Source organism: Qipengyuania sp. CAU 1752 (assembly GCF_054482615.1).
The window spans coordinates 1,525,973-1,550,049 of sequence record NZ_JBTLRE010000001.1; the positions used below are offsets into that span (position 1 = coordinate 1,525,973).

The window sequence follows — 24,077 nt, forward strand, 5'->3', positions numbered from 1 at the left end:
AGCTTTTGACTAGCCGCACAAGATGATTCCCATCAGGCAAGGGCCGGAGGGTCCCTCCGGCGGAGGCGGGGGAGGGGGCGGCGGCGCGCTGCAAGTCGTGCCGATGCTGAAATTGCTGGAGCAGCTGTTGCCGTAATCCTCGAAGCCGGTGCACCGTTCGATCGGAGGGCTGCGATCATTCTGGCCATAGGGCTGATTGCGGAGAACGGTTACGCCCTCAATCTTGTTAGTCTTGGTCCAGCCCATCATGCTCGGCATGGGGAACAGTCGATCATATTCGATCGTGGCACGGAAAACGACCGCATCACGGGCGTTCCCGATCCCATCATCACCATTGTAATAATCGTGGACGCCATTTTCATTGGCATCTTCGTAGGGCTCGTCCTTGCTGCATTTTCCGTCTTCGTTGACATCGGTGTAGCGTTCCAGCTCGCCGATTTCGGTGTAGCTGCCGAAGTTGTGCCAAGTGAGCGTGACGGTCGAACCTGGCGAGATTCTCTCGACGCGATCCTCAAGCAGGTCGCGCATCTCGGTTCTCGTGGCTCCTTCCAGGGTAGAGTCGCGCCCGGCATCCTGCATCACGCCGCTGACCACGGTCTGGACATACATCCCGTGACCGAGTTCATAGAGGCCCATGAGCATGAACAGCACGGTTGGCGCGGCGAGTGCGAATTCGACTATGGTCGCGCCTTTTCGGTCGCGGGCAAGGGAAAGCAGCCAACCGCGCATCATTCCGTGATCCTCAAGTCACCGAGAGAATCCGCGATGTCTGTGAAAGCTGCATTCAACTGCGTGGAATCGCTCGCTTCGAAATAGCGTCCGTCGCCTGCGCATTCCTTCATCACCGGATTCAGCGTGGTGCCGAAGGCGATGACGAATACGCTGATGTTCATGTTCCGCGCCTGTCGACAGGCGATCAGATAGCGATCTTCAACCACCTCGGTGAGGCTCTTGGTGTCACCCGGCTTCCAGCGCCGCTGGTCAAGCGCATCGACGCCATAGGAGCCGTAGGCGATGTCATAGGGTTCGGTCTGACCGTCGGTCAGGAAGATGATCGCCCGGACAGTGTTGGAGCTGCCGAGGTTGGCATTCTCGGTGGCGAACAAGCCGTCGGGCGAGATCAGGCGAGCCGCCCAGATCATTCCGATATCGTGGTAGGTCGCGCCGAAGGGTTGGAGCGTGTCGAGATAGGTATTGAGCGCAGTCGCGTTCATTTCCGCCAATTTCGCCGCTTTTGGCGGGCAAACGGAGAACCACCAGGTGCCGGTCTGCACGAAGTTTTCGGTTGATGTAACTTCGGCCTTCGTGACCGAACCAGTGCCGTTTGAGCGGATCGAGCGGACATAGATAATGTCCTCGTAGCGTGGACGCCACTTGGTTTCGTTCCTGGACGGGTCGGGCACAAGGTTGATATCGAGATCGAGTGCTTTGGTGAGATCGACCGTGTCGGGGTCACCGATATTGTAGGTCGACCGCTCCTCTATGCAGGTTCCGACTTCGCTGCGCCAATTGGAAACGTCGCGCTTGATCGGCTTGTAATTGAACTGGAGCGTGGTGCTGTAATAGGGCTCGGTGATCTTCTGATAGGTCGACTTGTAGGCGGTGTAGGTGCGCCTCTCGATCAGGCAGGTCGTCCCTGATCTTGTGGTCCGGTAGTCCATGCCGTTTTGCAGCCGGTCATAATCGATCACAGTCCGGGTGCCGTCGGGATCGGTTACCGTCTGGGTGCTGGTGCCGGTCTGGGTGTCGTTTGTCACCAGCGTACCGGGCGGGGTCGCACCGTCACAGGTATAGGTGGTGGTGGTGGTCGTGGTCGGATTACTGCCGTTGTCCCCGCTACCGCCGCCTGTTGTGGTCGTTGTCGTGCGTGCTGTGGCTGGATAGGACGACAGCGTCTGCCAATCGGTCAACGTGCCCGAAACATGCTTCCAGTTAGCGGTATAGGTACGTGTCTTCACTTCCCTGTTGGTCTTGTCGAGCTCGCGTGACTGGTAAGACCAGTCGGTGACCATCCAATCGTCGCGCAGGAGATGGCCGACATTCACGTTGCTGGCATAGGGAACGAAGCCGTAACGTGTGCGCGTCCCGGCGCCCTTGGACCCTTCCACCTTGGCGTGGAAATTGCGGATCACCTGCTTGAGCGATTCAATGCGCGTCTGGCTATCGCCCGAATTGGTCAGCCGCATCGACCCAGTCACATCGAGCGCCATCATGATATCGACGTTGGGAATGCTGAGTTCGGCCTTGCAGGTCACTTCGATCGGAATGTCTTCAGCGCCGAACATCTGCATGACCACGGCTGGCACCTGGACGGCAGCCTCGCCGGACACCGCGAAATCTTTCTCGAGAAACATGGCGAAAGAACGACCCGTGGTCGCATATTCGCCGTCTTTGTAATTAATGTTGAAGAAGCGTGTGCCGATATCGGAGACCTTGGCCGGTATCTTGTCGTCCACGGACACACTGGAGCCCAAGTATTTGCGCGCCGCCAAGACGCCAGCGTCGCAGGCCTGTTGCAATCGCGAGCTGGCGAGGTAGGCGCGCGACATATCGACTGCACCGCCCACCATGGCAATCAGGGGAATGATCCCGGCCGCCATCAGCGCCAGCGTATTGCCGGCGCGGTCCCGCCCGAGCCGGGTGAGAAAGCCGCGCGGCCGATCAGTCGTAGGAGGCGAAAGGGATTTCATCACACTCTCGCGTCTAGTCGCAAGGCGTAAGGACATCCTGAATGGCGATGGTTAATTTGTTTGGATTTGCAGGCGCTCGGCGGCCCGCGGATCAGTCTATGACGAAGATCGGACGAGCGTGCGTCATCGTGGGGCTGGCCCAGCCCATGAAGGGCAAGACGGTTGGCACGGTATAGGCCAACGAGAGGCTGATCTCACGCGCACCGCTGACGCGTTGCGTTCCGGCATCCTGGATCGTCACTTGCAAGGCACCGCGGTCCAGGTTGAATGGTGAGCTAGTGGCAATGGCGATCGCTTCGGTTCGGATCACGGTATTGTCTGGAGTGTTATCGCGCTGGTATTCCACCGCTGCAAAACGCGCGGTTTCCGCCGAGACGCTGCGCATGGCGTTGAGCGCCTGCATCCCGATTCCGATCTGCAAAATGCCCAGCATAAGCGCGATGACGGCCGGGCCGAGAATGGCGAACTCGATCGCGACCGAGCCATCGCGGTTGCGGACAAGGCGCGAGATAAGGTCGGTCATAGCGATCATGATACCTGCACCGTTTTCGTTATGCTCAGCTGTACTGGCGAACCGATCCCGAACTCGGTCCAGGTCGGCGTGTAAGTATCGTTGATGACGATCTCGAGGAAAGTCGAGATCACTGCCGACGAGCCGCACGTTGTCTCGTCATCGGTCAGATCCTCGTCGTTGTCGCAGCGATACTTCTCCGCCAGCGTCACCTTGTTGTCTGCCAGCCCGGTGGATGTTTCGATAATATCCTCGATCGTATCGATATCACCCTGGTCATCGGGCGGGCTGGAAATGGCAATCGCGCTGGCTTCGGCAACCGCGGTTCGCAACTCGGTATTGCGAGCGACGATCTGGCTCGCCTCGAACCCACCAAGGCACATGATCACGAGGATCGGCGCGATCAGAGCGGTCTCGACGATCATCGCCCCGTCGCGGGCGCGCCAGAGGCGCTGCAAGGCGGTACCACTGTGCATCAGGCGACCAACCTGACCTGCGATTCGCGGGTCGAAATGTTGCTCGTCGGGGTGACGTTAACCGGACACAATGTCGTCAAATTGGCGGTACCCGTGATTTTCAGGGTTTTCGCCGCCAGTTCGAGGCACGTGCTCGAACCACGCATCGATCCCGAAATCGAGAGCTCGCTGTTGGGAGTATAGACGACACCGTTCATCACCGTATTGGTATTGCCGTTCAGCTTGTTGCCGGTGGCCGACGTCGAATTCGCATCCTCGAAGATCAGCATCCCGATCATCCGTTCGGCCTGGTCAGCAGCCACGCCGACAGCTGTCAGCTGGGCCACGGTGGTCATGGCCGTCAGGTTGATCCTGCCCCCGGTGATATCGATGCTCGCACCGTTTTTCAGGACGAACATCACGCCCGAACCTGTCAGCGAAGCGCCCGTCGCTGATAGCTTGAGGCTCCCCCCGTCAATCACATAGACCCCCGGGTCGAGGGACGTCGGACAAGCAATCACAAAGCTTGTGTAAGTGCCGGGCCGCATATTGGTGTTGCCGGCACTGTTATTGACCTTGTTGGCATAGCTTTTCGCGGTCTCACGGGTTTCTTTTTCCCACACCTTGCTGTTGCCGCGCCCACCGACCTGCGTGGAGCTTGTCGTTGTGGCGATCGAATTGGTCGGCTCGGTTGCGAACTGGACCCCGGTTTCGGTTGTGCTTGAAGTCGAACCCTGGCGAGGATTGGAATAGGTGATGGGTGTTGAACTGCCAGGGTTCGGCCCCTGCGAATAGCTGTAGGAGGTGGTGATCCGGATTGTTTCGTCTGCGGTCCAGTTCTGCGAGGCCGTTGCGCAGCTGAGCGAACGGGGCGTTGGATTGTCGGGCGCGGTCAGTCCTTCGTGCGGATCCGCGAGATCACCCATCCCCTCGACCACAACATCGCCACTCGAATGACCGTGGGCATCATCGACGCCGCCGCTGGTAATCGCGAATTCGAGGTCATAATTGCCCGCGCCGCCGTCGAAAGAAATGGCATCGCTCGCATCCGACAGCGCGCCCACACCACATTGTGCGGTCACGTTCGGACCGCCAGTGAACCATACAGCCTTGCCCGCAGAACTATCGAGAGCGAGGAGGCACGGCCTCCAACTTTCGGCTGGCTCGTGAATGGCAACCGCGGTCGCGCGGACGGTGGTGGCGCGGCCCAGGATATAGGCGCTAAACGCCAGTTCGCCGGTCGCACTTGCAGTAACCTGCACGGAGTTGTCGGTTCCGCCGTCGTAATCTTCGAGCGTGACCGTGGCACCGCTGTCAAAGGAATCTACCAGTTCGATATTGGACTGATACTCACGGTCGGCGCGATCGATGTAGCCTGATCCGCCAGGATCTTCCGCCTTCGCCCAAGCGCCTGCAATCGCGGCCTGGTCGACCGCGTGCTGCAATTCGCGCTTCCACAAATACCACTGTGCCGTATCGACTGCATAACCTGTACCGCCGACAAGGACGGGCATACCAAGCGCCACCAGCAAAGCAGCGTTGCCACTCTGCGAGCGGCCGAGCTTTTTGAAGAATGTGCGGATACCCATGGGGTCAAACCTTCTCAAATTGGAACAAGTCACACCTTGCACTTAGCGACACTGAGTAAGCGAGTTACGTAAGCAGACGGTTAAGATCGGCTTAGGAAAGGCACTTCGGACCCGTGCGAAGCTTGACTCGGCTTCCCCCGGCATCGGAAAGGTGCGGGCGTGGAAACCCTCGATCTTGCTTTGTTGCCTCCTCCGTTGCGCCTGGCTCTCGGCTATGCGGTGCCGGACTCGCGCCGGGCCATCGCCGCCGTGTTTGCGCTCGATTCCCGGCTCGCGCGGGCCGGGGCCGAAGCGAGCGAACCGATCATTGCGCAAATGAAGCTGGCGTGGTGGCGAGACCAGTTTGCCAAGCCACCTGCCGACTGGCCTCGTGGCGAGCCCCTCCTTGCAGAAATTTCTGCATTGGGACTCAAATCCGAACGTTTAATCGGGCTCGTCGATGGCTGGGAGGCGCTGATTACCGCTGAAAACCTCGACCCGCCCGCCTTGCAGGCCTTTGCCGCTGGCCGGGCGGCCTCATGGCTCGCCGTGGCGGAAGCGCTGGGCGAGGGCAACCATGCCGAGGCGGTGCTTGTGGCCAGTCGCCTCTGGGCCTTGGGAGAAATGGGAAGCCATCTCGAACCCGGTGGGCGCAACCTTGTCCGGTCGATGGAGTCCGACAACCTGCCAAGAGTACCACGGCTTCCGCGCAGCCTGCGTCCATTGCAGGTCCTCTCCGCGCTCGGCAGACGCGCAACAGCGCGAGGGCGTCCGTTACTCGACGGTGCTGCCGCACTTGCCCTTGCGCTTAGGGTTGGAATTTCAGGACGATAGGATAGGGTAACCGGCAGGGACGGCGCCTGGATAAGGGACGCACGATGAATCGCATGGTTCTCGGCGCGGTTGTCGCGCTGTTTCTCGCTGGTATCGGGGTTTTCTGGTGGCAAGGTCGGGCGGAAGTCGAAAAAGGTGCACCGCCCCCGCTTCCCGAACCGGTAGCAACCCCTGAGGCTGAGGAATTGCCCGAAGCCGATATCGAGGGGCTGGAAGGTCCGGCGCCGCCCGAAGCAAGCGAGCTGACCCGCGAACAGCGTCGGTTCTTCCGCTATGATCGCAACCGCGACCTGAAGATTACGCGCCGGGAAATGCTGTCCAGCCGCACTGATGCTTTTCGCAAGCTCGACACGGATGGCAACAACCTGCTGACCTTTGAGGAATGGGCCGTCACCACTGCGAACCGTTTCGATGGGGCCGATGCCGACGGCGACCGCGAGCTGACCCAGGCCGAATTTGCGACCACAGCACCCAAGCGGAGCCCCAAGAAACGCTGCAACTGCTAGGCAGGTACGCGTTCGAGCCCGGCGATCCAGGTACCAAGGTCTTCTTTCGCGCGCGAGGTATAGGCTTCCTTGCGCTGCTTCTTCTTGACCTCGTGCAGAGGCGGAAACAGTCCGAAGTTGATGTTCATCGGCTGGTATGTCTCGGCCTCGGCGTCACCCGTGATATGCGCCAGAAGCGCGCCCAACGCGGTGGTGCGCGGTGGTTCCCGCCAAGGGTCGCCCGCCAGTTCGGCCGCCGCCATCATCCCAGCCATGAGACCGACAGCAGAGCTTTCGACATAGCCTTCGCAACCGGTCACCTGGCCCGCAAACCGGATGTGCTCGCCTCCCTTCAATCGCAGCTGGCGATCAAGCACCATGGGAGAATTGAGGAATGTGTTCCGGTGCAATCCGCCAAGCCGCGCAAACTCTGCGTTCTCGAGCCCGGGAATGGTGCGAAACAGCTCGATTTGCGCGCCGTATTTGAGCTTTGTCTGGAATCCGACCATGTTCCACAGCGTGCCCAGCTTGTTGTCCTGCCTTAGCTGGACGACCGCATGGGGCCAACGACCCTGGGGAAATTCGGGCGTAGTATCGCGCGGATTATCAAGGCCGACGGGCTTCATGGGCCCGAACCGCAGGGTATCGACCCCGCGGGCGGCCATAACCTCGATCGGCATGCAGCCGTCGAAATAGGGGGTATCCTTCTCCCACTCGCGAAACTCGGTCTTCTCGCCGTCGAGCAGACCCTGGTGGAAGGCGAGATACTGCTCCTTGGTCATCGGGCAGTTGATATAGTCGCCGTCCTCGTTCGAGGCTTCGTTGCGCTTGTTCCAGCGCGACTGGATCCAGCAGATGTCCATGTCGATACTGTCGTGGTGGACAATCGGAGCGATGGCATCGAAGAATGCCAACCGTTCCTGCCCGGTCGCGGCAACGATGCTGTCGGCCAGTGCCTGCGCTGTGAGCGGGCCGGTGGCGACGATGGTGAGGCCGGTCTCGGGGAGAGCATCAACGCGTTCACGTACGATGGTGATGTTCGGATGCTCACCCAGCGTGCGCTCAATCTCGGCAGAGAAGACGTCGCGGTCGACCGCCATGGCGCTACCCGCGGGGACGCGGGCCTTCTCGCCTGCGCGCATTACAAGGCTGTCGAGCGCGCGCATTTCGTGATGCAACAGCCCGACCGCATTCTTGGTGTCATCGTCCGAGCGGAAGCTGTTCGAGCAAACCAGTTCGGCGAGCCCGTCAGTCTGGTGAGCCGGTGTCGTCTCGCCCGAACCGCGCATTTCCGACAGGCGCACGCGCACGCCGCGCTGCGCGAGCTGCCAAGCGGCTTCGCTGCCAGCGAGGCCGCCGCCGATAATGTGGACTTCATGGGTCATGGTTGGCGCAGTTAGGCTTGCCGCCCGGGTCCATCAAGCCCTAGCAGGGGGAGAGAAGGGCAGGGACGGGTACGCACATGTCAAAACACGCATTGATTGATCATCGCCCGTGGCTGTTGGCGAGCCTGGCAGCCGCGATCGCCTTTTACCTGCTGCGCGACAATCCCATTGGCGGGTTGTGGCTCATCATGCTCAAGGCCAGCGGCGTTGGCTTGCTGGCCGCCTATGCCTGGCGTCGTGGGGTAGGCGAGGATGGCCTCCTGCTGACCATATACCTGGCTCTGGGTGCGTTGGGGGATGCGCTGATCGAGATCGACCTTACCTATGGCGGCGCGGCCTTTTTCGCAGGACACATCGCTGCGATCGCACTTTTCCTGCGTCACCCGCGCGAAAACCCCACGGGCAGCCAGAAGGGAGCCGGGATTACGCTGTTGCTGTTTACGCCGCTCCTGTGCTGGCTGCTGTCGGGCAGTTTGCAGGTGGCGCTCTATGGCCTCGCACTGGGAGGGATGGCGGCGGCGGCGTGGTTGAGCAGCTTCTCGCGCTATCGCGTGGGAGTCGGGGCAGTGCTGTTCGTAGTTTCCGATCTGCTCATCTTCAGCGAGATCGGTCCGATCGATCTCGGACCGGCGCCCGAGCTGCTGATTTGGCCGCTCTACTATCTCGGCCAGTTCCTGATCGCGATCGGGGTGGTTCAAGCCCTGCTGGCAAAGCAGCTTTCTACGGCGTGGCAGCGATAGTCGTGCGGTGCAATTCGCGCCGGTGGCCTTCGTAGCCGCCGGTTGCCTTGTGCAGGACGGCGCGATTATCCCACATCACCAGCATATCCGGTTCCCAGCGGTGGCAGTATACGAATTCATCGCGGGTCTGCCATTGTGCAAGGTCTGACAGCAGGGCGAGTGCCTCTGACTGGTCCATCCCTTCGATGCCGATGATGTAGCCCAGCGTGGAATACAAAGCTTCCTCGCCGGTTTCGGGGTGAGGCCGAACCAGCGGATGGGTTTGTGTGCGATTGGCACTTTCGTCTGGGCGGATATCCATCGATCGTCCAGCGGCAACGTCCTTCTCTCCGTAAGTGCCGTCCGGTGCATAGGCGAGTTTGGCGCTGTGGATAGCGGTCAGCGAGCGCAAATAATCCTTTCGCTCGTCCGGCAATGCCGCAAACGCGCGCACCTGGTCAGCGAACAGCGTGTCTCCTCCCATGGGTGGAATGTCGACCGCCAACAAACAGGTTCCGGCAGGAGGGCTAGGCAGGAAGGTCCAGTCGCTATGCCAATTTTCAGCGAACAGTGGTGCCTTCTCGTCAGCTTCGCGACGGATTGCCGCGATGTGGCTGCGGCCCTCAATCGGCGCGAAGAACGGATCTTCGCCGAACCCGCCCATGGCGATGGTGAACCGCTCCAGCGCATCATCATCCATCCTCTGGTCCGCAAAGGCGAGAACGCGATGTTCGAGCCAGGATGCGCGAACATCGGCGATGGTGTTGTCATCAAAACCAGCGGCCAGGTCGAGGCCACGGATCGTGGCACCACAAGCCTGGCCGCTGGGTTCGACGGTGAAAGTCATTCAGGCGGTTCCTCGCCCTCATTGCTGTCGCGGTCCATGGTGGTTCCGGGCGCGGTTTCAGACGAATTTCGGCCGACCATCTCTTCCACGATTGCCTCTTCGGCTTCGTTCTCGGGCTCCGTCGTCTCGTCGATCAATGCCGCGCCGACGATTTGTTCTCCCTTCGCCACGTTGAAGATCCGAACGCCAGAGGACGTCCGACCCGAGATGGAATAGCCTTCGTGGTTCTCGAACCCGCCTTCGATCATGTGGCGGAATTCGATCGGCAGCCGGATCAGCTTGGCCTGGTCGGTCACCAGCATCAATTGCGAGCCATGTTTGACCGGGAAGCTGGCCACGACAGGGCCATTGCGATCAGGGTTGCTTTCGGGCGTGCCGATATTCGCCAGCCCCTGACCACCGCGACCGATTGTGCGATATTCATAGGCCGAAGAGATCTTGCCATAGCCGTTGGCAGAGAGTGTCAGGATAAACTCCTCGTTCTCCTCCATCGCTGCGAGCTTGTCAGTTTCCAGAGTCGGTGCTGTTTCGTTATTCTTCCAGACCGCCGAGCGCAGGTAAGCTTCGCGCGTTTCCATGTCCTCTTCGAGCCGGTCGAGTACAGCCATCGAGACAACCTTGGCGTCGTTCTTGAGCGTCATGCCACGAACGCCAATGCCGGTTCGGCTCTTGGTTTCGCGCGCATCGGTGGCGGCGAAGCGGATCGCCTTGCCAGCGTCGGAAGCGAGGAATATCTCCTGGCCTTCGCTGAGCAATTCCACACCTATCAGCCGGTCTCCGCTGCCATCAACGAAGCCCATGGCGTATTTGCCGTTGGTGGGCACATTGGTGAAGGCATCCATCGAATTGCGGCGGACCATGCCCTGTTCGGTCGCGAAGACGATATTGAGCGCGCCCCATTCTTCCTCGTCTTCGGGGAGCGGCAGGACGTTGGTCACCCGCTCGTCCTCGCCTAGAGGAAGCAGATTGACCATCGGCCGACCCTTGGTCTGTGGACCGCCTTCAGGCAGTTTCCAGACCTTGAGGCGATAGACCCGGCCGAGATTGGTGAAGAACAATACCGGGTTATGGGTGCTGGTGACGAACAGTTCGACGACAGCGTCCTCGTCCTTGGTTGCCATGCCGCTACGACCCTTGCCGCCGCGGCCTTGGGCGCGGAAGGTGGCGAGCGGAGTTCGCTTGATGTAGCCGCCATGGGTCACGGTCACGACCATGTCTTCGCGCTCAATCAGGTCCTCGTCCTCGAGCCCGTCCCACGCCGGGGCGATTTCCGAAACTCGCGGAGTGGCGTACTGCTCGCGGATTTCGACAAGCTCGTCGCGCAACACGCCATAGAGTTTCAGGCGGTCGCCCAGGATCGAGAGATATTCCTCGATTTCGTCGGCGAGTTCCTTGAGTTCGTCACCGATTTCGTCACGGCCCAACGCGGTCAGGCGATGCAGGCGCAGGTCGAGGATAGCCTTCACCTGCCGTTCGCTCAGGCTATAGGTTCCGCCTTCCTGGTCGGCGGTTGGTTCAATCGCTTCGATCAGCTTGATATACTGGGCGATGTCACCAATCGGCCACTTCCTCGAAAGCAGCTTTTCACGCGCGATCTGCGGATTGGACGATCCGCGGATCATGGTCACGACCTCGTCCATATTGGTCACCGCGATGACCAACCCGAGCAAGATGTGCGCGCGTTCGCGGGCCTTGTTCAGTTCGAACTTGGTGCGGCGGGTAATGACCTCCTCGCGGAAGGTGATGAAAGCGCGAATGATATCGCGCAGGGTCAGCACCTCTGGACGGCCACCCACGATGGCCAGCATGTTGGCCGGGAAGCTCGCCTGCGCCGGGGTGTAGCGCCAAACCTGGTTGAGCACGACCTCGGGCGAGGCATCGCGTTTCAGGTCGATCACGACCCGCACGCCTTCGCGCGAGCTTTCGTCGCGAATGTCGGAAATGCCCTCGATCCGCTTTTCCTTGGCGGCGTCAGCGATTTTCTCGACAAGACCCGACTTGCCGACCTGGTATGGGATGGAGGTAAAGACGATCGACTTGCGCCCTTCGCCCCTGCCGCTGCCTTTTTCCTCGATCTCGTGCCGTGCGCGCATCAGGACCGATCCACGGCCGGTGGTGTAGGCAGATCGTGCGCCGGACTGACCGAGGATCAGTGGCGCGGTGGGGAAATCGGGACCAGGGACATACTCCATCAGTTGTTCGCTAGTGATGGCCGGGTTCTCGATGAAGGCGAGGCAACCGTCGATCACTTCGCCAAGATTGTGCGGTGGGACATTGGTCGCCATGCCGACGGCGATACCGCCGGCGCCATTGACCAGCAGGTTGGGGAACCGCGCTGGCAATACCTGCGGTTCTTTCAACGAGCCGTCATAGTTGTCCGAGAAGTCGACCGTGTCCTTGTCTAGATCGTCGAGAAGGGCGTTGGCGACCTTGGCCAGACGCGCCTCGGTATAGCGCATCGAAGCCGGCGGATCGGGGTCCATCGAACCGAAATTGCCCTGGCCGTCGATCAACGGGACACGCAGCGACCAATCCTGCGTCATGCGGGCTAGCGCATCGTAGATCGCGCTATCGCCGTGCGGGTGATAATTGCCCATCACGTCGCCGACGATCTTGGCGCTCTTGCGATAGGGGCGCCCGGCGACGAAGCCACCTTCCTTGGATGCGAACAGGATCCGGCGGTGGACCGGTTTCAGGCCATCGCGGACATCGGGCAGGGCCCGGCTCACGATCACGCTCATCGCGTAATCGAGATAGCTCGTCTTCATCTCATCGACGATGTCGATGCGTTCATATTCGCCCATTGGGGCGGGCGGGGGCAGGGTATCTGTATCGTCGCTCAAAATCGTTCCGATCCGCTGGAAATGTGCGGGGTTGTTTCGCTGGTCAGGAGGCTAGGGGAAAGGCCCCATTCAGGCCACTCGCAAGGCCTCCAGATGGGGTCTTGTTGCGCCTTTTTCCACATTTACCTACAAGCGGACCAGAGAATACCGGCTGGAAAGCTGACAGGGCCATTCAATAGCCGTTCAGTGCGCATCCCTTACAAAGGGTGGCAATCAGTGGCGAAGGGGGTTGCCCGCGCGTTTTTTAACGTGCAGCCGCTGCCAGCAGTCAGTTTTGAACCATAATAATCGGGAGACACGCATATGCGTTCTATCACTCGCACTTCCGCCCGACCGGGCACTTCTATCGCCTTGGCCGTGGCCATGCTTTGCGGCACCGCAATTGGCGCCGTCGCCTTTGAATCGCCCGCCCACGCGCAGGACGAGAAGAAGGCCAAGCCGAAACTCTCCAAGGCATTCCAGAAAAGCTATTCCGGATTGGCCGCGCAGGTAAATGCAGAAACGCCCGACGAGGCCGCCATTCGCGCCGGCATTCCGGGTCTGTTGCAGAGTGTCGATACGCCCGATGATCGTAATTTTGCCGGTAACCTGCTCCTCACCGTGGGAAGCAAGTTCAGCGACCCGGCGCTCCGCTTGCAAGGCATCGACCTGATGATCGAAAGCGGCCAGGACAACGACCGCGTCGGCCTGTTGAGCTACGCCAAGTATCAGATCCACATGGAGCAGAACAATTACGATGCCGCACGCGCCTCGTTGATCGCCGCCCATGACGCAGGATACAGCTTTGAAGGTCGCCTTGCCGATGGCTCGACTTCATTGGTGACCTCTGGCGATTTGCGCCTGATGGCTGCTGAAACCTATTTCGAAGAAGATCGCTACGCCGAAGGCCTGGCTGACCTCAAGTCGTGGCTTGGATCGCGCGTTGCAGCTGGCCAGCCGATCGAAGAGCGCTGGATCCGTCGCGGCTTTGCGACTGCATTCAACAACCAGCTCGGACAGCAAGCGGCCGACTATGCCGAGATGTTCCTGACGCACTACCCGTCGACCAATGTCTGGGCGGATGCGGTGACGGTGCAGACGGGCTTCTTCGACTACGATTCGCAGGAAGTGCTCGACTTGATGCGTCTGGCTCGCCGCACCGGTGTACTTTCCGGTTCGCGTCTTGCCGACACCACTATGGCCCCTGATCGCCTCGATCTCATCAAGGGTTCGATGATCCGGTTCTATCTCGATTACGTCGAGGCTGCCGATTACCGTCGCCTGCCCGGCGAAGTGAAGAACGTGTTGGAAGAAGGTATTGCAGCTGGTGTGCTGAGCTCCGGTGATGTCACCATTGCCGATACACTGTCGGCAGCACGTGGCCGGATCAATACTGACAGGGCCGATCTGCCGGCACTCGAACGCGATGCCCGCCGGTCAAGCTCGGTCAACACCGTGATGGCGGCAGGCGACGCCTTCCTGAGCTATGGCGAAGCGGCCAAGGCGGAAGAGTTCTTCGCCAAGGCGCTGACGATGCCGGGTGTCGATACGCCGCGTATCCAGATGCGCCTCGGCATCGCCCAAGCTGATCAGGGCAAATTTGCCGAGGCCAAGGCAACGTTCGATGCCATTACTGGCAAGCGCGCGCAGATTGCTTCGCTGTGGTCGATCTATGCCGAGAACAAGATGGCAGGGAATGCCGGCGCGTAAGCAACCGATTTCCTAACAACCATGACGGCGCGGGCAGCAATGTCCGCGCCGTTTTCTTTGGCAGCTAACGGAGACGTTTGACCTTAGGCGAACTGCCCGTGTGGTCGACGTCGAATTGGTCGAGTGACTTGAACAGGTCCGACAGCCGTGTGAATCCGTAGTTGCGGACATCGAAGCTGGATCGATTGCCTGCAATTGCACCGACTTCGCTCATATAGGCGTAGCCATTCTCGTCGCGATTGGCCGCCTTCAGGGCGGTACCGAGAAGCTCGACGAGATCCTCGTCGATCTTGCTCTTCTTTTCCCCCACATTGCCTTTGGTCTTGGCAGGCTCGTCAGATGCCCCGCGGATCAGCGCATCGATATCGATGAACCGGGTACAGGCGGTCTTGAAAGCTTCGGGGGTCTTGGTCTTGCTGCCGAAGCCGTAAACAATCAATCCATCCTGCCGCAGGCGTGTAGCCAGCGGGGTAAAGTCGCTGTCCGAACTCATGATACCGAAGCCGTCGACCTTGCCCTGGTAGAGCAGGTCGATCGCATCGATGGTCATCGCCATGTCGGTCGCGTTCTTGCCTGCCGTCAGGTCGAACTGCTGCTGCGGCCGGATGCCGTATTTATGGGTAATCTTGTCCCAGTGCTGAAGGTTGTTCTTTGCAAAATTCCCGTAGGCCCGCTTGATATTGACCTGGCCCAGTTCGGCCATCACGGTCAGCACGGGGTCGATGCCCTTGGGTGTGGTGTTATCTGCGTCGATCAGCAGGGCAATGTTTTTGAGTTCGATGTCAGACATCGGTGTTTTCTCCGCAGGCACGTAATCTATTCGACGGGCTCGAACTGACCGTTCTCGGGGTTCAGAAGCCGCAAGATGCCATCGGCAATCGCAAAATGTGCACCACGCAAAACGAGCGAGTTCTGGGCTATCTTCTCGGCAACGAAGGGGAAAGTCAGCAAATTGGCGAGGCTCACCTTAACCGCCTCGAGTTCCATCGCCAGCTCCGCCTCTCGGGTGTCCGTTCCGTAAGTTTCCGCCACCGGAATGCGCGCTTCGTCGAGCAAGCCGATCCATTGCTGAACAAACCCGCCCTGACCAGGAGATGCATCCTTCATGGACTGGGTCAACGCTGCCTTGCACCCGCCGCACAGTCCGTGACCCATGACGAGGATTTGTCTCACTTCAAGGGTCTGCACGGCGAATTCGAGCGCTGCCGAAACACCGTGCTGGCCCGGGGTGGTCTCATAGGGAGGAACCAGGGCGGCCACATTCCGGACCACAAAGACTTCGCCCGGATCCACGTCGAAAATTTGCGCCGGTTCGACCCTGCTGTCGCAACAGCTGATGATCATGAGCTTGGGATGCTGGCCCTCTTTCAGCCGTTCGAAACGGTCCCGCTGGACGGGGTAAATATCCTGCCGGAACCTCTTGTATCCCTCTAGTATCTTGGCAAACTCTGGCATCAGAAGCGCTCTCCTCGGATCACCTCAACATCCCACATCGTCAGCAGCAGTCTGTGGCTGGTAAGAATCGGGGCAATGTCTTCGGCGAGGATCATTGCCTTTTCGTGAGGCGCGATGGTGAGGACGACAACCTTGTCGGTTCCCGTAACCCGCTCTTCGCGCCAAAGTCCGTCGCGACCCTTGCCCGACGTTACAGGCATAACGGTCCAGCCCGTGATGTCCGCGCGGTCAATCGCGTCGGTCACGGTCTTCAGCAGGGCGCTATCCGTAAGGATCTCGATCCTTTTGCGAACGACAGTTTCAATCATTTCTAACCAGTTCCTCCGCCGGCTAACATGGATGAGAGCGCACCGATCAAACCGATGTTGATCAGGACATTGAAGGGGAATGTCACGCTGAGAGACATGGTCAGATAAATGCCCGGGTCCGCTTCAGGCAGTGCCAACCGCATCGCGGCGGGAACAGCAATGTAGCTCGCGCTGGCACAAAGAACGCCGAGGGCTGCGGCCGATCCCGCATCGAGGCCAATAGCGGCCCCCAGCGTGGTGCCAAGAGCCCCGTTCACCAGTGGCAGCATGATGGCAACCGCGACAAGGCGCCATGTCAGGGACCGGGCGTCCATAATCCTGCGTGCTGCGATCAACCCCATATCAAGCAGGAAGATGCAAAGAGCGCCCTTGAACCCCGCTTCGAAGAACGGGCTGACCTCGGCGAACTTGTCGGCCCCGCCGATCATCCCGATTGCAAATGCGCCAAGCAGCAAGACGACCGAGGCATTGAAGAAGACTTCATGCAGGAGTTTACTTTTCGATTGGCCGCTGTCCGATCCCAGCCCGCGAGCAAGGAGCAGTCCAGTGAGGATCGCGGGCGTCTCCATGGCAGCCATAACGGCGACCATGTAGCCACCCGGGGGCGTTCCTTGCAATTCGAACACCTCAACCGCAGTCACGAAGGTCACCACACTGACCGATCCGTAATGCGCGGCTACCGCGCCCGCATCTATGCGAGAAAGTTTCGCGAAGCCCTTGAGAACGCCGTAGGCTACGATTGGCAGAAGAAAACTCGCGCCGATCCCAGCCGCCAGGGCAGCCAGCACGGTACTGTCGATTCCTGACTTCGAAACGGCTACGCCGCCCTTCAGACCAATCGCTGCCATCAGGTAAAGCGATAGGCCTTTTGCGATCGCTTCAGGTATTGCGAGATCGGACCGGGCAAATGCAGCCAGCAATCCCAAAACAAAAAACAGGATCACCGGGGAGGTGAATGTCTGGAAGGCGCTGAAATCCATGGCGTGGCTGCTAGCGGAGCTTTCTGGCCAAGACAATATTATCGCATCGACCACCGTCGGGTATTGTTGCGTGTTGGGCGGGTGCCGACTAAGTGGGCCTGCATGAACGATCTCTCCTCAGCTCCCGACCCCCAGGGCGAACGGCCCGCTCGCCAGAGGAAGCCCGACTGGATCCGCGTCAAGGCTCCGGTCAGCAAGGGCTATCACGAGACGCGCAAGCTGATGCGCGACCTCGATCTTAATACCGTGTGCGAAGAAGCGGCCTGTCCCAATATCGGCGAGTGCTGGGAAAAGAAGCACGCCACTGTCATGATCTTGGGCGATGTCTGCACCCGCGCCTGCGCATTCTGCAACGTCAAGACCGGCATGCCGCGGATCGTTGATCCAATGGAGCCGGAGAACGTCGCCATTGCTGCCGGCAAGATGGGCCTCGAGCATATCGTCATCACCAGCGTCGACCGCGACGATCTTCCCGACGGTGGCGCCAGCCAGTTCGTCAAGGTCATCAAGGCGCTGCGCCGGGAGACCCCTGGCACCACGATCGAAATCCTGACGCCTGACTTCCGCAACAAGATGCGCCCTGCGATCGAGGCAATCTGTGAAGCCGGCCCGGACGTTTACAACCACAACCTCGAGACCGTCCCGCGGCTGTATCCGACCATCAGGCCGGGCGCGCGCTACTACGCATCGCTGCGTCTGCTTGAGGAAGTGAAGGCGCATGACCCGTTGATCTTCACCAAGTCGGGCATCATGCTCGGGCTGGGTGAGCAACGGCTCGAAGTGCACCAGGTCATGGACGACATGCGCAGCGCCGATGTCGATTTCATCACCATGGGCCAATATCTCCAGCCGACGCCGCGTCACGCCACGGTCGAGGACTTCGTCACGCCAAAGGCTTTCGATGCCTATGGCGCGATCGCACGGGCCAAGGGGTTCCTGCAGGTCGCATCAAGCCCGCTGACCCGTTCCAGCTACCATGCCGGGGATGATTTTGCCGCGATGAAGGCCGCGCGCGAAGCCAAGCTGGCGAAGGAGCTTGCGAGGGCCAAGGCCTGATGCCCGGCATTCGCGACCAGCGCCACCTCACCTACTCGCCCGAGCAGATGTACGACCTGGTGGCCGATGTCGCACGCTACAATGAATTCCTGCCATGGGTCGTGGCGACAAGGGTGCGCAGCGATAGCGAGACCGAGATGGTTGCCGACATGGTCGTTGGCTTCAAGACCCTGCGCGAACGCTTTACTTCGCGGGTAGAGAAGGAACGGCCCAATCACATTCGTGTGCACTATGTCGACGGGCCGCTACGCGATCTCGACAACCAATGGCACTTCACGCCCGACGGGGAGGGCGGCTGCATCGTCGATTTCTGCGTCGACTTCTCGTTTCGTAACTTGGTTTTCGAGGCGCTGGCGGGGCAATATTTCGACCGCGCATTTCGACGTATGGTCGAGGCCTTCGAAGACCGCGCCGACGAACTTTACGGAAGTAGCAACTCGAGCGCACAAAGCGTCGCCTGACGGCGGATTTCCGCGCGCCCAAGGTCGCCGAAACTCTTGAGCTCACCTTCAGGTTCCCCACCTTCGCCGCGCTTGACCCGGGCGAACACCACAGTGCCGACCGGCTTGGTGGCAGTCCCGCCATCGGGTCCGGCGACCCCGCTCACCGCCACCGCGACATCGGCCTTGCTGTTTTTCAATGCACCTTGCGCCATTGCCCAGACACAGGCGATCGACACCGCCCCGAAAGTTTCGATAATGTCGCTTGATACTTCCAGGAGCTCCATCTTTGCTTCGTTAGAATAGGTCACGAAGCCGCGATCAAACATGGTCGAAGATCCGGGGATTTCCGTGAGCGCGCCTGCCACCAGCCCGCCGGTACAACTTTCTGCCACCGCAACCATTCGGCCTGCTGCCGCATTGGCTTCCACCACGCGGCGCGCCAATGTGTCGATGTCATCGGGCAGCAGGCTATCTGTCATTTCGTTGGGGTAGCCTGCGCGCCATTGCCAGCGCGAGCCTTTTTTCGCGCCAAGGCAGCGTCGCGTTGCTTCTCACGCTCGACCATATTGTAGACGAATACAGCCAGCTTGCCGTAGTTTTCTGCCGGCAATGGATCGAGGATTTCAAGACCGCGTTCGAGGTCGCTGCACAATTCTGGCTTCATCTCACCGACGACCATGGAGGTGATTAGACCATTGACGAAAGGCCGCAGGGCATCGTCGGGAAGGTTCGACATCATCGAGGCAGCGCGGTCGTTGCCCCCATCCTTGGCCGTCGCCATCTGCATCACAACCACTTTTGCCTTGGGCCAGTACGCTGCCGAACCGCTAGTGAATTTCGTGCTCAACCGGTCTGCATTGCGCAGTACATAGCCATTTTTCTGCAAATGCGGGCGGCATCCGGCGATGTAACCAGTGAACATGTGAGGCAGCGCGTAACGGGTAGCTGCCTCGACCTGCACCGGATCAAGATCCGGTGCCTTGGCATTGGCGGCAGGTGTAATGGCGAGCAGGCTCGCGCAAAGGCAAAGGGGGAGGGCGCGTTTCACTGGTTGGACTCCTGCTGTTCGGCCGAAAGGACTGTCGCGATTGCCTGAGCGGCAATGCCTTCGCCGCGACCGGTAAATCCGAGCCGTTCTGTGGTTGTGGCCTTGACCGAGACCTGAACGATGTCAACGTCCAACAATGTAGCAATTCGCTCGCGCATCGACTCTCGGTGGGGGCCGATCTTGGGCGCTTCGCAGATGACGGTGAGGTCGACATTGCCGATCCGGTAGCCAGCCTGTTTCACCAGCCCAGCTGCGTGTTCGACAAAGGCAGAGGATGCTGCCCCCTTCCACCGGTCCTCACTGGGCGGGAAATGCGTGCCGATATCTCCCGCCGCGATCGCGCCGAGCAGCGCATCCACGATGGCATGCAGCGCCACGTCTGCATCCGAATGGCCTGCAAGGCCCTTCTCATGCTCGATCCGGATACCGCCCAGCCAAAGCTCTTCTCCCGCAGCAAGACGATGAACATCATATCCCATGCCTACCCTGACCGGCAGTGCCTCAACCATCGAAATCCTCCGCGAATGTGAACTTGCGCAAGGCTTCCGAGCCTTCAACCAGGACCACCGTTCCGCCATTCGCTGCCAGCACCTGTGCGTCATCACCAGCTGTTGTGGGGCCCGTCCAAGCCCCATGGGCCTTGTGTATGGCAGCAAACCGGAATGCCTGTGGTGTCTGCACCCTCCTGAGGGACTCTCGTTCGGCGGTACCTGTCATTAGGTCACCCTTTGCAATCACCAGGCTATCGACCACAGGGAGGACAGGTATGGCCCCGGTGTGATCAGTCAGGGCAAATAGCAGGCTTTCAAGGATCGCCTGGGGCAAGTCAGGGCGCGCAGCGTCGTGGATCAGGACCCGTTCGGGTTTTCGCGTCGCCAAGCGATCGAGCGCCGCGGCCACCGAAGCTTGTCGTGTCGCGCCGCCGGTGACCAACTCGACACCGGGAATTCCCTCGAGCGACTTTCGTGCCTGGTCGTCAAAGCCCTGGGGGATCGCTATAACCAGCGGATTGGCACCCGCTGCCGAAAGCGTTTCGACAGAGTGCCGCAAGACCGGCTTCCCACGCCACGACGCGAACTGCTTGGGCAAGTCCTGTCCAGCACGAAGTCCCTTGCCGGCGGCAACCACGATGGCGGCGAAGGAGGGAAGGGGCGCGGGCGAACTCATCGCTGAACCCGCTACCGCCTTGCGCAGCGGGCTGCAATCCACTAGTGGCTGCACAAATTTTGAGCATATTGCACCGCAGCATGAACAGCCTTCCTCCGCCCCCTCCTCTCAAGCCGATTTCCGTCGGGCCGGTCGAGATCGCCACGCCTGTCGTGCTGGCACCGATGACGGGCGTTACCGACCTGCCGTTCCGTACGCTGGTGCGTCGTTTCGGTTCGGGGCTCAACGTGACCGAGATGATCGCCAGCGAGGCCGCCATTCGCGAAACGCGGCAGTCGGTCCAGAAGGCTGCCTGGGACGAAAGTGAAGACCCGGTCTCGATGCAATTGGTCGGCTGCGACCCGGCATCCATGGCCGAGGCTGCCAAGTTGCAGGAAGGCAATGGCGCGGCCATCATCGACATCAATTTCGGCTGCCCAGTGCGCAAAGTGGTCGGACAACTCGCTGGCAGCGCGCTGATGCGGGAGGTTCCGCTGGCGACGAAGCTGATGGAAGCGACCGTTAACGCGGTGAATGTTCCGGTCACGGTCAAGATGCGGATGGGCTGGGACCACGCCAGCCTCAACGCGCCTGAACTGGCGCGCATTGCCGAAGATTTGGGCGTGCAGATGATCACCGTACATGGCCGCACCCGCAACCAGATGTACAAAGGTCACGCTGACTGGTCCTTCATCCGCAAGGTCAAGGAAGCGGTATCGATCCCGGTCATCGTCAATGGCGATATCTGTGGGGTTCCCGACGCGGCCAAGGCGCTTGAGCAATCGGGTGCCGACGGTTTGATGATCGGCCGCGGTGCTTATGGTCGGCCTTGGTTGCTCGCACAGGTCATGCACTGGTGGCATACCGGTGAAATGCTCGAAAGCCCGAGCTTCGACGAGCAGTACGAAACGCTCGTCGAGCATTACCAGCGGATGCTCGACCACTATGGCCGCGATGCCGGCACCAAGATCGCGCGCAAGCATCTGGGCTGGTATACCAAGGGCATGCACGGCTCGGCCGAGTTCCGCAATTTCGTCAATTTTATCGACGATCCGGACCGCGTCCTGGGCGAAATCGAACGCTTCTACGAACCGTTTCTCCGGCGCCGCGCCGCATGATGGCAAACCCGGCGCCGCCTGACGCACAGGCGCAGGTCGCCGGGCTTGTTTTCGCGCTGATCCTGCTCGACCACACCGGGCGCATCGTCCAGGCAAATCCGGCAGCGGAAGACTTGCTGGGCCAGAGCGCTGCGCGTCTTGTCGATCGGCAGTTTCTTTCGCTGGTCGATATCGTTGACGAACGTGTGCTGGATCGGTTTGCAGAGAAGGACGTGGCGATGACGGCGAGGGGCCTGCCGATCTGCACGGCGGCGGGAGCAAAGCATGTCAACCTGACCATGTCGCCCGTGGCAACACATCCAGGCTGGCGGGTGGTGACATTATCCGATGCAGGCCAGGCGGATCTCGATCGCACGTTTGAACACGATCTTCCGGCTGCGCCATCGGTTCTCGCCCACGAGATCAAGAATCCGCTCGCTGCAATTCGTGGCGCGGGCCAACTGCTGTACCGACGTTTGCCGCAGGCCGACCGCTCTTTTGCCCGCATCATTGGCGAAGAAGTCGATCGCATAACCCGGCTGGTCGACCGGATGCAGGAATTGGGACGCAGCAGGGCCGAGCCGATGGAATCTGTCAATCTGCACGCAACGATCCGGGCCGCGTTGACGCTCGTCCGCTCGGCGGATGACGAGGGTGTGACTTACGTCGAGGAGTTTGATCCGTCGCTTCCGCCGGTCTGGGCGAGCCCGGATGCACTGCGGCAGGTCCTGTTCAACTTGCTGAGCAATGCCCGTGATGCCTGCCGCGCGGTTGAAGGGGGAGGCCAGGTAACCGTGCAAACCCGCTTCGTCAGCGGCCATGTCATGAACCTTCTGCGACCGGGTCGCGCGGTGCGTCTGCCGATCGAGCTCGTCATTGCCGACAATGGGCCTGGCATCGACCCGACGATCCGCGACCGGGTATTCGAACCGTTCGTCACTTCGAAAAAGGGCGGACAGGGGCTGGGCCTTGCCCTCGTGCGCAAGCTTGTGGGCGACATGGATGGCCGCATCGCACACGAGCGGGACGAAAGCTCCGGCTTCACGCGCTTCCGCATCAATCTCGCCATCGCATCGGAGAAAAAAGTGTGAGTGACCCTGTCCTACTTGTCGAGGACGACAATTCCATCGCCGCGGTCATTGTCGGGGCGCTGGAAGACGAGGGCTACGAGGTCGATCGCTGCGCGACAATTGCCGCTCGTGACAAGCTGCTGGCCGCCGGAAATTATGCTGCGATGTTGACCGACGTGGCTTTGGAGGACGGCGACGGGATCGCCTCGCTGGCGCAGGTTCGCAAATTGCACGCGGCTATGCCGATCATCATCCTTTCGGCCCAGAACACGCTTGATACGGCGGTCAGGGCGAGCGAGAATGGCGCCTTCGAGTATTTTCCCAAGCCATTCGATCTTGATGAACTGATCCGCGCCGTTCGCCAGGCTGCGGGAGCTTCGAAGGCGGCAGGGCCGCGCAACTCCGACGACCAGGGTAACCTGCCGCTGGTCGGCCGGAGCAAGGCGATGCAGGGCGTATTCCGGATGATTACCCGGGTCCTGCGCAATGATCTGACCGTGCTGGTGCTCGGCGAGTCCGGTACCGGCAAGGAACTGGTTGCCGAAGCCATTCACCAACTCGGCAAACGGAAGACCGGGCCATTCGTCGCGGTCAATGCGGCAGCGATCCCCCGCGACCTGATCGAAAGTGAGCTGTTCGGGCACGAGAAGGGCGCATTCACCGGCGCGATGGGGCAGTCGATCGGCAAGTTCGAGCAGGCAAATGGCGGCACCCTGTTTCTTGATGAAATCGGCGATATGCCGATGGAGGCCCAGACCCGCCTGCTGCGTGCCCTGCAATCGGGGCGCATCCGCCGCATCGGCGGACGACAGGATGTGGCTGTGGACGTACGCATTGTCGCGGCGACCAACCGTGATCTCGCCCCGATGATTGCCAACGGACAGTTTCGCGAGGATCTCTACTACCGCCTCAATGTGGTCCCAATCAATCTGCCACCCTTGCGAGAAAGGCGGGAAGATATTGGCGCGCTGGTGAGGCATTTCCTGTCGCTGGCCGAGACCGAGGGATTGCCGCAACGCCACATCGAGCCGAACGCCATCGCATGGCTCGAGCAGCAGGCTTGGCGGGGCAATGTGCGTGAGTTGCGCAACGTGGTCTACCGCTTGGCGCTGTTGTCGCGGAACGAAACGATTGATGTCGACCTGGTCGAAGAGATCTTGGGAGCGGAAAACGAGGGTAATCAGTCCACCCGATCGAGCAGCGTCGACCAGTCGATGCAGGACTGGATTGCGGAACACCGCCCGCAACCGGGAAGCCTCTATCGCGCAGCTTCGGCGGCGTTCGAAAAGCCATTGTTCGAGCACGCCCTGCGCGAGACACAGGGAAATCAGCTTCGTGCCGCACAATTGCTAGGAATCAATCGTAACACCTTGCGCAAGCGTCTCGGCGAACTGGGCATCGACGCCGAAGCGTTCTCGGGCCGAGGTTAGTTGCGCAAAAGCAACAGA

23 protein-coding genes and 1 pseudogene are annotated in these 24,077 nt (G+C 60.4%); 9 read left to right on the forward strand and 15 right to left on the reverse strand.

What is annotated here, in order from left to right; genetic code table 11:
* Positions 1-9: 9 nt before the first annotated feature.
* The 5 genes from ACXYL9_RS07455 to ACXYL9_RS07475 all read right to left on the reverse strand — a co-directional run bounded on the left by ACXYL9_RS07455 (position 10) and on the right by ACXYL9_RS07475 (position 5,245).
* Positions 10-732 carry a TadE/TadG family type IV pilus assembly protein gene (locus ACXYL9_RS07455; RefSeq protein ID WP_459038950.1) on the reverse strand — a complete coding sequence of 241 codons (723 nt, stop codon included), beginning with the start codon at positions 730-732 and terminating at the stop codon, positions 10-12.
* Positions 729-2,690, reverse strand: coding sequence for a pilus assembly protein TadG-related protein (locus ACXYL9_RS07460; protein WP_459038951.1), 1,962 nt, complete (start codon positions 2,688-2,690; stop codon positions 729-731). Before ACXYL9_RS07460 ends, ACXYL9_RS07455 begins: the two co-directional genes overlap by 4 nt.
* A 91-nt stretch (positions 2,691-2,781) precedes the next feature.
* Complete coding sequence (locus ACXYL9_RS07465; protein WP_459038952.1) at positions 2,782-3,222, reverse strand: TadE family protein; 441 nt, start codon at positions 3,220-3,222, stop codon at positions 2,782-2,784.
* The gene (locus ACXYL9_RS07470) at positions 3,219-3,677 is read right to left on the reverse strand and encodes a TadE/TadG family type IV pilus assembly protein (RefSeq protein WP_459038953.1); all 459 of its coding nucleotides are present in this window, start codon (positions 3,675-3,677) and stop codon (positions 3,219-3,221) included. The genes ACXYL9_RS07465 and ACXYL9_RS07470 overlap by 4 nt, the downstream gene beginning before the upstream one ends.
* Entirely contained in the window at positions 3,677-5,245 is a 1,569-nt protein-coding gene (locus ACXYL9_RS07475) for a pilus assembly protein TadG-related protein (protein WP_459038954.1), read from the reverse strand. Before ACXYL9_RS07475 ends, ACXYL9_RS07470 begins: the two co-directional genes overlap by 1 nt.
* A gap of 159 nt (positions 5,246-5,404) precedes the next feature.
* On the opposite strand from ACXYL9_RS07475, the gene ACXYL9_RS07480 reads away from it, so the two are divergent.
* Positions 5,405-6,058, forward strand: a complete 654-nt coding sequence (locus ACXYL9_RS07480; protein ID WP_459038955.1) for an isoprenoid biosynthesis enzyme family protein — start codon at positions 5,405-5,407, stop codon at positions 6,056-6,058.
* A 44-nt stretch (positions 6,059-6,102) separates the two neighbouring features.
* Complete coding sequence (locus tag ACXYL9_RS07485) at positions 6,103-6,564, forward strand: EF-hand domain-containing protein (RefSeq protein WP_459038956.1); 462 nt, start codon at positions 6,103-6,105, stop codon at positions 6,562-6,564.
* On the opposite strand, the gene trmFO is transcribed toward ACXYL9_RS07485, so the two are convergent.
* The gene (gene trmFO / locus ACXYL9_RS07490; RefSeq protein ID WP_459038957.1) at positions 6,561-7,928 is read right to left on the reverse strand and encodes a methylenetetrahydrofolate--tRNA-(uracil(54)-C(5))-methyltransferase (FADH(2)-oxidizing) TrmFO; all 1,368 of its coding nucleotides are present in this window, start codon (positions 7,926-7,928) and stop codon (positions 6,561-6,563) included. The genes ACXYL9_RS07485 and trmFO overlap by 4 nt on opposite strands.
* A 77-nt stretch (positions 7,929-8,005) precedes the next feature.
* Here trmFO and ACXYL9_RS07495 point away from each other — a divergent pair, with 77 nt between their 5' ends.
* On the forward strand, positions 8,006-8,668 hold the full coding sequence (locus ACXYL9_RS07495; protein ID WP_459038958.1) for a lysoplasmalogenase: 663 nt from the start codon (positions 8,006-8,008) through the stop codon (positions 8,666-8,668).
* Here the strand turns inward: ACXYL9_RS07495 and ACXYL9_RS07500 are convergent.
* Positions 8,649-9,494, reverse strand: a complete 846-nt coding sequence (locus ACXYL9_RS07500; protein WP_459038959.1) for a TauD/TfdA dioxygenase family protein — start codon at positions 9,492-9,494, stop codon at positions 8,649-8,651. The genes ACXYL9_RS07495 and ACXYL9_RS07500 overlap by 20 nt on opposite strands.
* A complete protein-coding gene (gene gyrA, locus ACXYL9_RS07505) occupies positions 9,491-12,337 on the reverse strand; it encodes a DNA gyrase subunit A (protein ID WP_459038960.1) in 2,847 nt (948 codons plus the stop codon). The genes ACXYL9_RS07500 and gyrA overlap by 4 nt, the downstream gene beginning before the upstream one ends.
* A gap of 303 nt (positions 12,338-12,640) precedes the next feature.
* On the opposite strand from gyrA, the gene ACXYL9_RS07510 reads away from it, so the two are divergent.
* On the forward strand, positions 12,641-14,026 hold the full coding sequence (locus ACXYL9_RS07510) for a hypothetical protein (protein ID WP_459038961.1): 1,386 nt from the start codon (positions 12,641-12,643) through the stop codon (positions 14,024-14,026).
* A 64-nt stretch (positions 14,027-14,090) separates the two neighbouring features.
* Here ACXYL9_RS07510 and ACXYL9_RS07515 read toward each other — a convergent pair whose 3' ends face one another.
* From ACXYL9_RS07515 to ACXYL9_RS07530, 4 genes are read right to left on the reverse strand one after another with little or no spacing between them, the layout of a single operon-like run.
* Complete coding sequence (locus ACXYL9_RS07515; protein ID WP_459038962.1) at positions 14,091-14,816, reverse strand: NYN domain-containing protein; 726 nt, start codon at positions 14,814-14,816, stop codon at positions 14,091-14,093.
* A gap of 26 nt (positions 14,817-14,842) precedes the next feature.
* Positions 14,843-15,481 (reverse strand): carbonic anhydrase, encoded by a 639-nt coding sequence (locus ACXYL9_RS07520; RefSeq protein WP_459038963.1) that lies wholly within the window; start codon positions 15,479-15,481, stop codon positions 14,843-14,845.
* The gene (locus ACXYL9_RS07525) at positions 15,481-15,789 is read right to left on the reverse strand and encodes a P-II family nitrogen regulator (protein WP_459038964.1); all 309 of its coding nucleotides are present in this window, start codon (positions 15,787-15,789) and stop codon (positions 15,481-15,483) included. The genes ACXYL9_RS07520 and ACXYL9_RS07525 overlap by 1 nt, the downstream gene beginning before the upstream one ends.
* Positions 15,790-15,791: 2 nt before the next feature.
* Positions 15,792-16,769: a sodium-dependent bicarbonate transport family permease gene (locus ACXYL9_RS07530; protein ID WP_459038965.1), complete on the reverse strand. Its 978-nt coding sequence runs from the start codon at positions 16,767-16,769 to the stop codon at positions 15,792-15,794.
* 102 nt (positions 16,770-16,871) lie between these two features.
* On the opposite strand from ACXYL9_RS07530, the gene lipA reads away from it, so the two are divergent.
* Together lipA and ACXYL9_RS07540 are read left to right on the forward strand one after the other, a co-directional pair.
* Positions 16,872-17,825: a lipoyl synthase gene (lipA, locus tag ACXYL9_RS07535; protein WP_459038966.1), complete on the forward strand. Its 954-nt coding sequence runs from the start codon at positions 16,872-16,874 to the stop codon at positions 17,823-17,825.
* A complete protein-coding gene (locus ACXYL9_RS07540; protein WP_459038967.1) occupies positions 17,825-18,286 on the forward strand; it encodes a type II toxin-antitoxin system RatA family toxin in 462 nt (153 codons plus the stop codon). Before lipA ends, ACXYL9_RS07540 begins: the two co-directional genes overlap by 1 nt.
* Here ACXYL9_RS07540 and ACXYL9_RS07545 read toward each other — a convergent pair.
* From ACXYL9_RS07545 to ACXYL9_RS07555, 3 genes and pseudogenes are all read right to left on the reverse strand, one after another.
* Complete coding sequence (locus ACXYL9_RS07545; protein WP_459038968.1) at positions 18,247-18,747, reverse strand: CinA family protein; 501 nt, start codon at positions 18,745-18,747, stop codon at positions 18,247-18,249. The genes ACXYL9_RS07540 and ACXYL9_RS07545 overlap by 40 nt on opposite strands.
* A complete protein-coding gene (locus tag ACXYL9_RS07550) occupies positions 18,744-19,316 on the reverse strand; it encodes a hypothetical protein (protein ID WP_459038969.1) in 573 nt (190 codons plus the stop codon). Before ACXYL9_RS07550 ends, ACXYL9_RS07545 begins: the two co-directional genes overlap by 4 nt.
* A pseudogene (locus ACXYL9_RS07555) lies at positions 19,313-20,483 on the reverse strand (bifunctional 2-C-methyl-D-erythritol 4-phosphate cytidylyltransferase/2-C-methyl-D-erythritol 2,4-cyclodiphosphate synthase). Before ACXYL9_RS07555 ends, ACXYL9_RS07550 begins: the two are co-directional and overlap by 4 nt.
* A gap of 80 nt (positions 20,484-20,563) precedes the next feature.
* Between ACXYL9_RS07555 and dusB the strand changes: the two are divergent.
* The 3 genes from dusB to ACXYL9_RS07570 are packed head-to-tail and all read left to right on the forward strand — an operon-like array spanning position 20,564 to position 24,059.
* Positions 20,564-21,580, forward strand: coding sequence for a tRNA dihydrouridine synthase DusB (gene dusB / locus ACXYL9_RS07560; RefSeq protein ID WP_459038970.1), 1,017 nt, complete (start codon positions 20,564-20,566; stop codon positions 21,578-21,580).
* A complete protein-coding gene (locus tag ACXYL9_RS07565) occupies positions 21,577-22,650 on the forward strand; it encodes a two-component system sensor histidine kinase NtrB (RefSeq protein WP_459038971.1) in 1,074 nt (357 codons plus the stop codon). The genes dusB and ACXYL9_RS07565 overlap by 4 nt, the downstream gene beginning before the upstream one ends.
* Positions 22,647-24,059: a sigma-54-dependent transcriptional regulator gene (locus ACXYL9_RS07570; RefSeq protein WP_459038972.1), complete on the forward strand. Its 1,413-nt coding sequence runs from the start codon at positions 22,647-22,649 to the stop codon at positions 24,057-24,059. The genes ACXYL9_RS07565 and ACXYL9_RS07570 overlap by 4 nt, the downstream gene beginning before the upstream one ends.
* Positions 24,060-24,077: the final 18 nt, after the last annotated feature.

Coding starts and splice junctions, on each gene's coding strand:
- lipA (WP_459038966.1), top strand. CDS start 16,872: ATGAACGATCTCTCCTCAGCTCCCGACCCCCAGGGCGAACGGCCCGCT.
- ACXYL9_RS07510 (WP_459038961.1), top strand. CDS start 12,641: ATGCGTTCTATCACTCGCACTTCCGCCCGACCGGGCACTTCTATCGCC.
- ACXYL9_RS07455 (WP_459038950.1), bottom strand. CDS start 732: ATGATGCGCGGTTGGCTGCTTTCCCTTGCCCGCGACCGAAAAGGCGCG.
- ACXYL9_RS07520 (WP_459038963.1), bottom strand. CDS start 15,481: ATGCCAGAGTTTGCCAAGATACTAGAGGGATACAAGAGGTTCCGGCAG.
- ACXYL9_RS07540 (WP_459038967.1), top strand. CDS start 17,825: ATGCCCGGCATTCGCGACCAGCGCCACCTCACCTACTCGCCCGAGCAG.
- ACXYL9_RS07495 (WP_459038958.1), top strand. CDS start 8,006: ATGTCAAAACACGCATTGATTGATCATCGCCCGTGGCTGTTGGCGAGC.
- ACXYL9_RS07545 (WP_459038968.1), bottom strand. CDS start 18,747: ATGACAGATAGCCTGCTGCCCGATGACATCGACACATTGGCGCGCCGC.
- ACXYL9_RS07500 (WP_459038959.1), bottom strand. CDS start 9,494: ATGACTTTCACCGTCGAACCCAGCGGCCAGGCTTGTGGTGCCACGATC.
- ACXYL9_RS07475 (WP_459038954.1), bottom strand. CDS start 5,245: ATGGGTATCCGCACATTCTTCAAAAAGCTCGGCCGCTCGCAGAGTGGC.
- ACXYL9_RS07565 (WP_459038971.1), top strand. CDS start 21,577: ATGATGGCAAACCCGGCGCCGCCTGACGCACAGGCGCAGGTCGCCGGG.
- ACXYL9_RS07465 (WP_459038952.1), bottom strand. CDS start 3,222: ATGATCGCTATGACCGACCTTATCTCGCGCCTTGTCCGCAACCGCGAT.
- ACXYL9_RS07530 (WP_459038965.1), bottom strand. CDS start 16,769: ATGGATTTCAGCGCCTTCCAGACATTCACCTCCCCGGTGATCCTGTTT.
- ACXYL9_RS07485 (WP_459038956.1), top strand. CDS start 6,103: ATGAATCGCATGGTTCTCGGCGCGGTTGTCGCGCTGTTTCTCGCTGGT.
- ACXYL9_RS07525 (WP_459038964.1), bottom strand. CDS start 15,789: ATGATTGAAACTGTCGTTCGCAAAAGGATCGAGATCCTTACGGATAGC.
- ACXYL9_RS07460 (WP_459038951.1), bottom strand. CDS start 2,690: ATGAAATCCCTTTCGCCTCCTACGACTGATCGGCCGCGCGGCTTTCTC.
- trmFO (WP_459038957.1), bottom strand. CDS start 7,928: ATGACCCATGAAGTCCACATTATCGGCGGCGGCCTCGCTGGCAGCGAA.
- ACXYL9_RS07515 (WP_459038962.1), bottom strand. CDS start 14,816: ATGTCTGACATCGAACTCAAAAACATTGCCCTGCTGATCGACGCAGAT.
- dusB (WP_459038970.1), top strand. CDS start 20,564: ATGAACAGCCTTCCTCCGCCCCCTCCTCTCAAGCCGATTTCCGTCGGG.
- ACXYL9_RS07470 (WP_459038953.1), bottom strand. CDS start 3,677: ATGCACAGTGGTACCGCCTTGCAGCGCCTCTGGCGCGCCCGCGACGGG.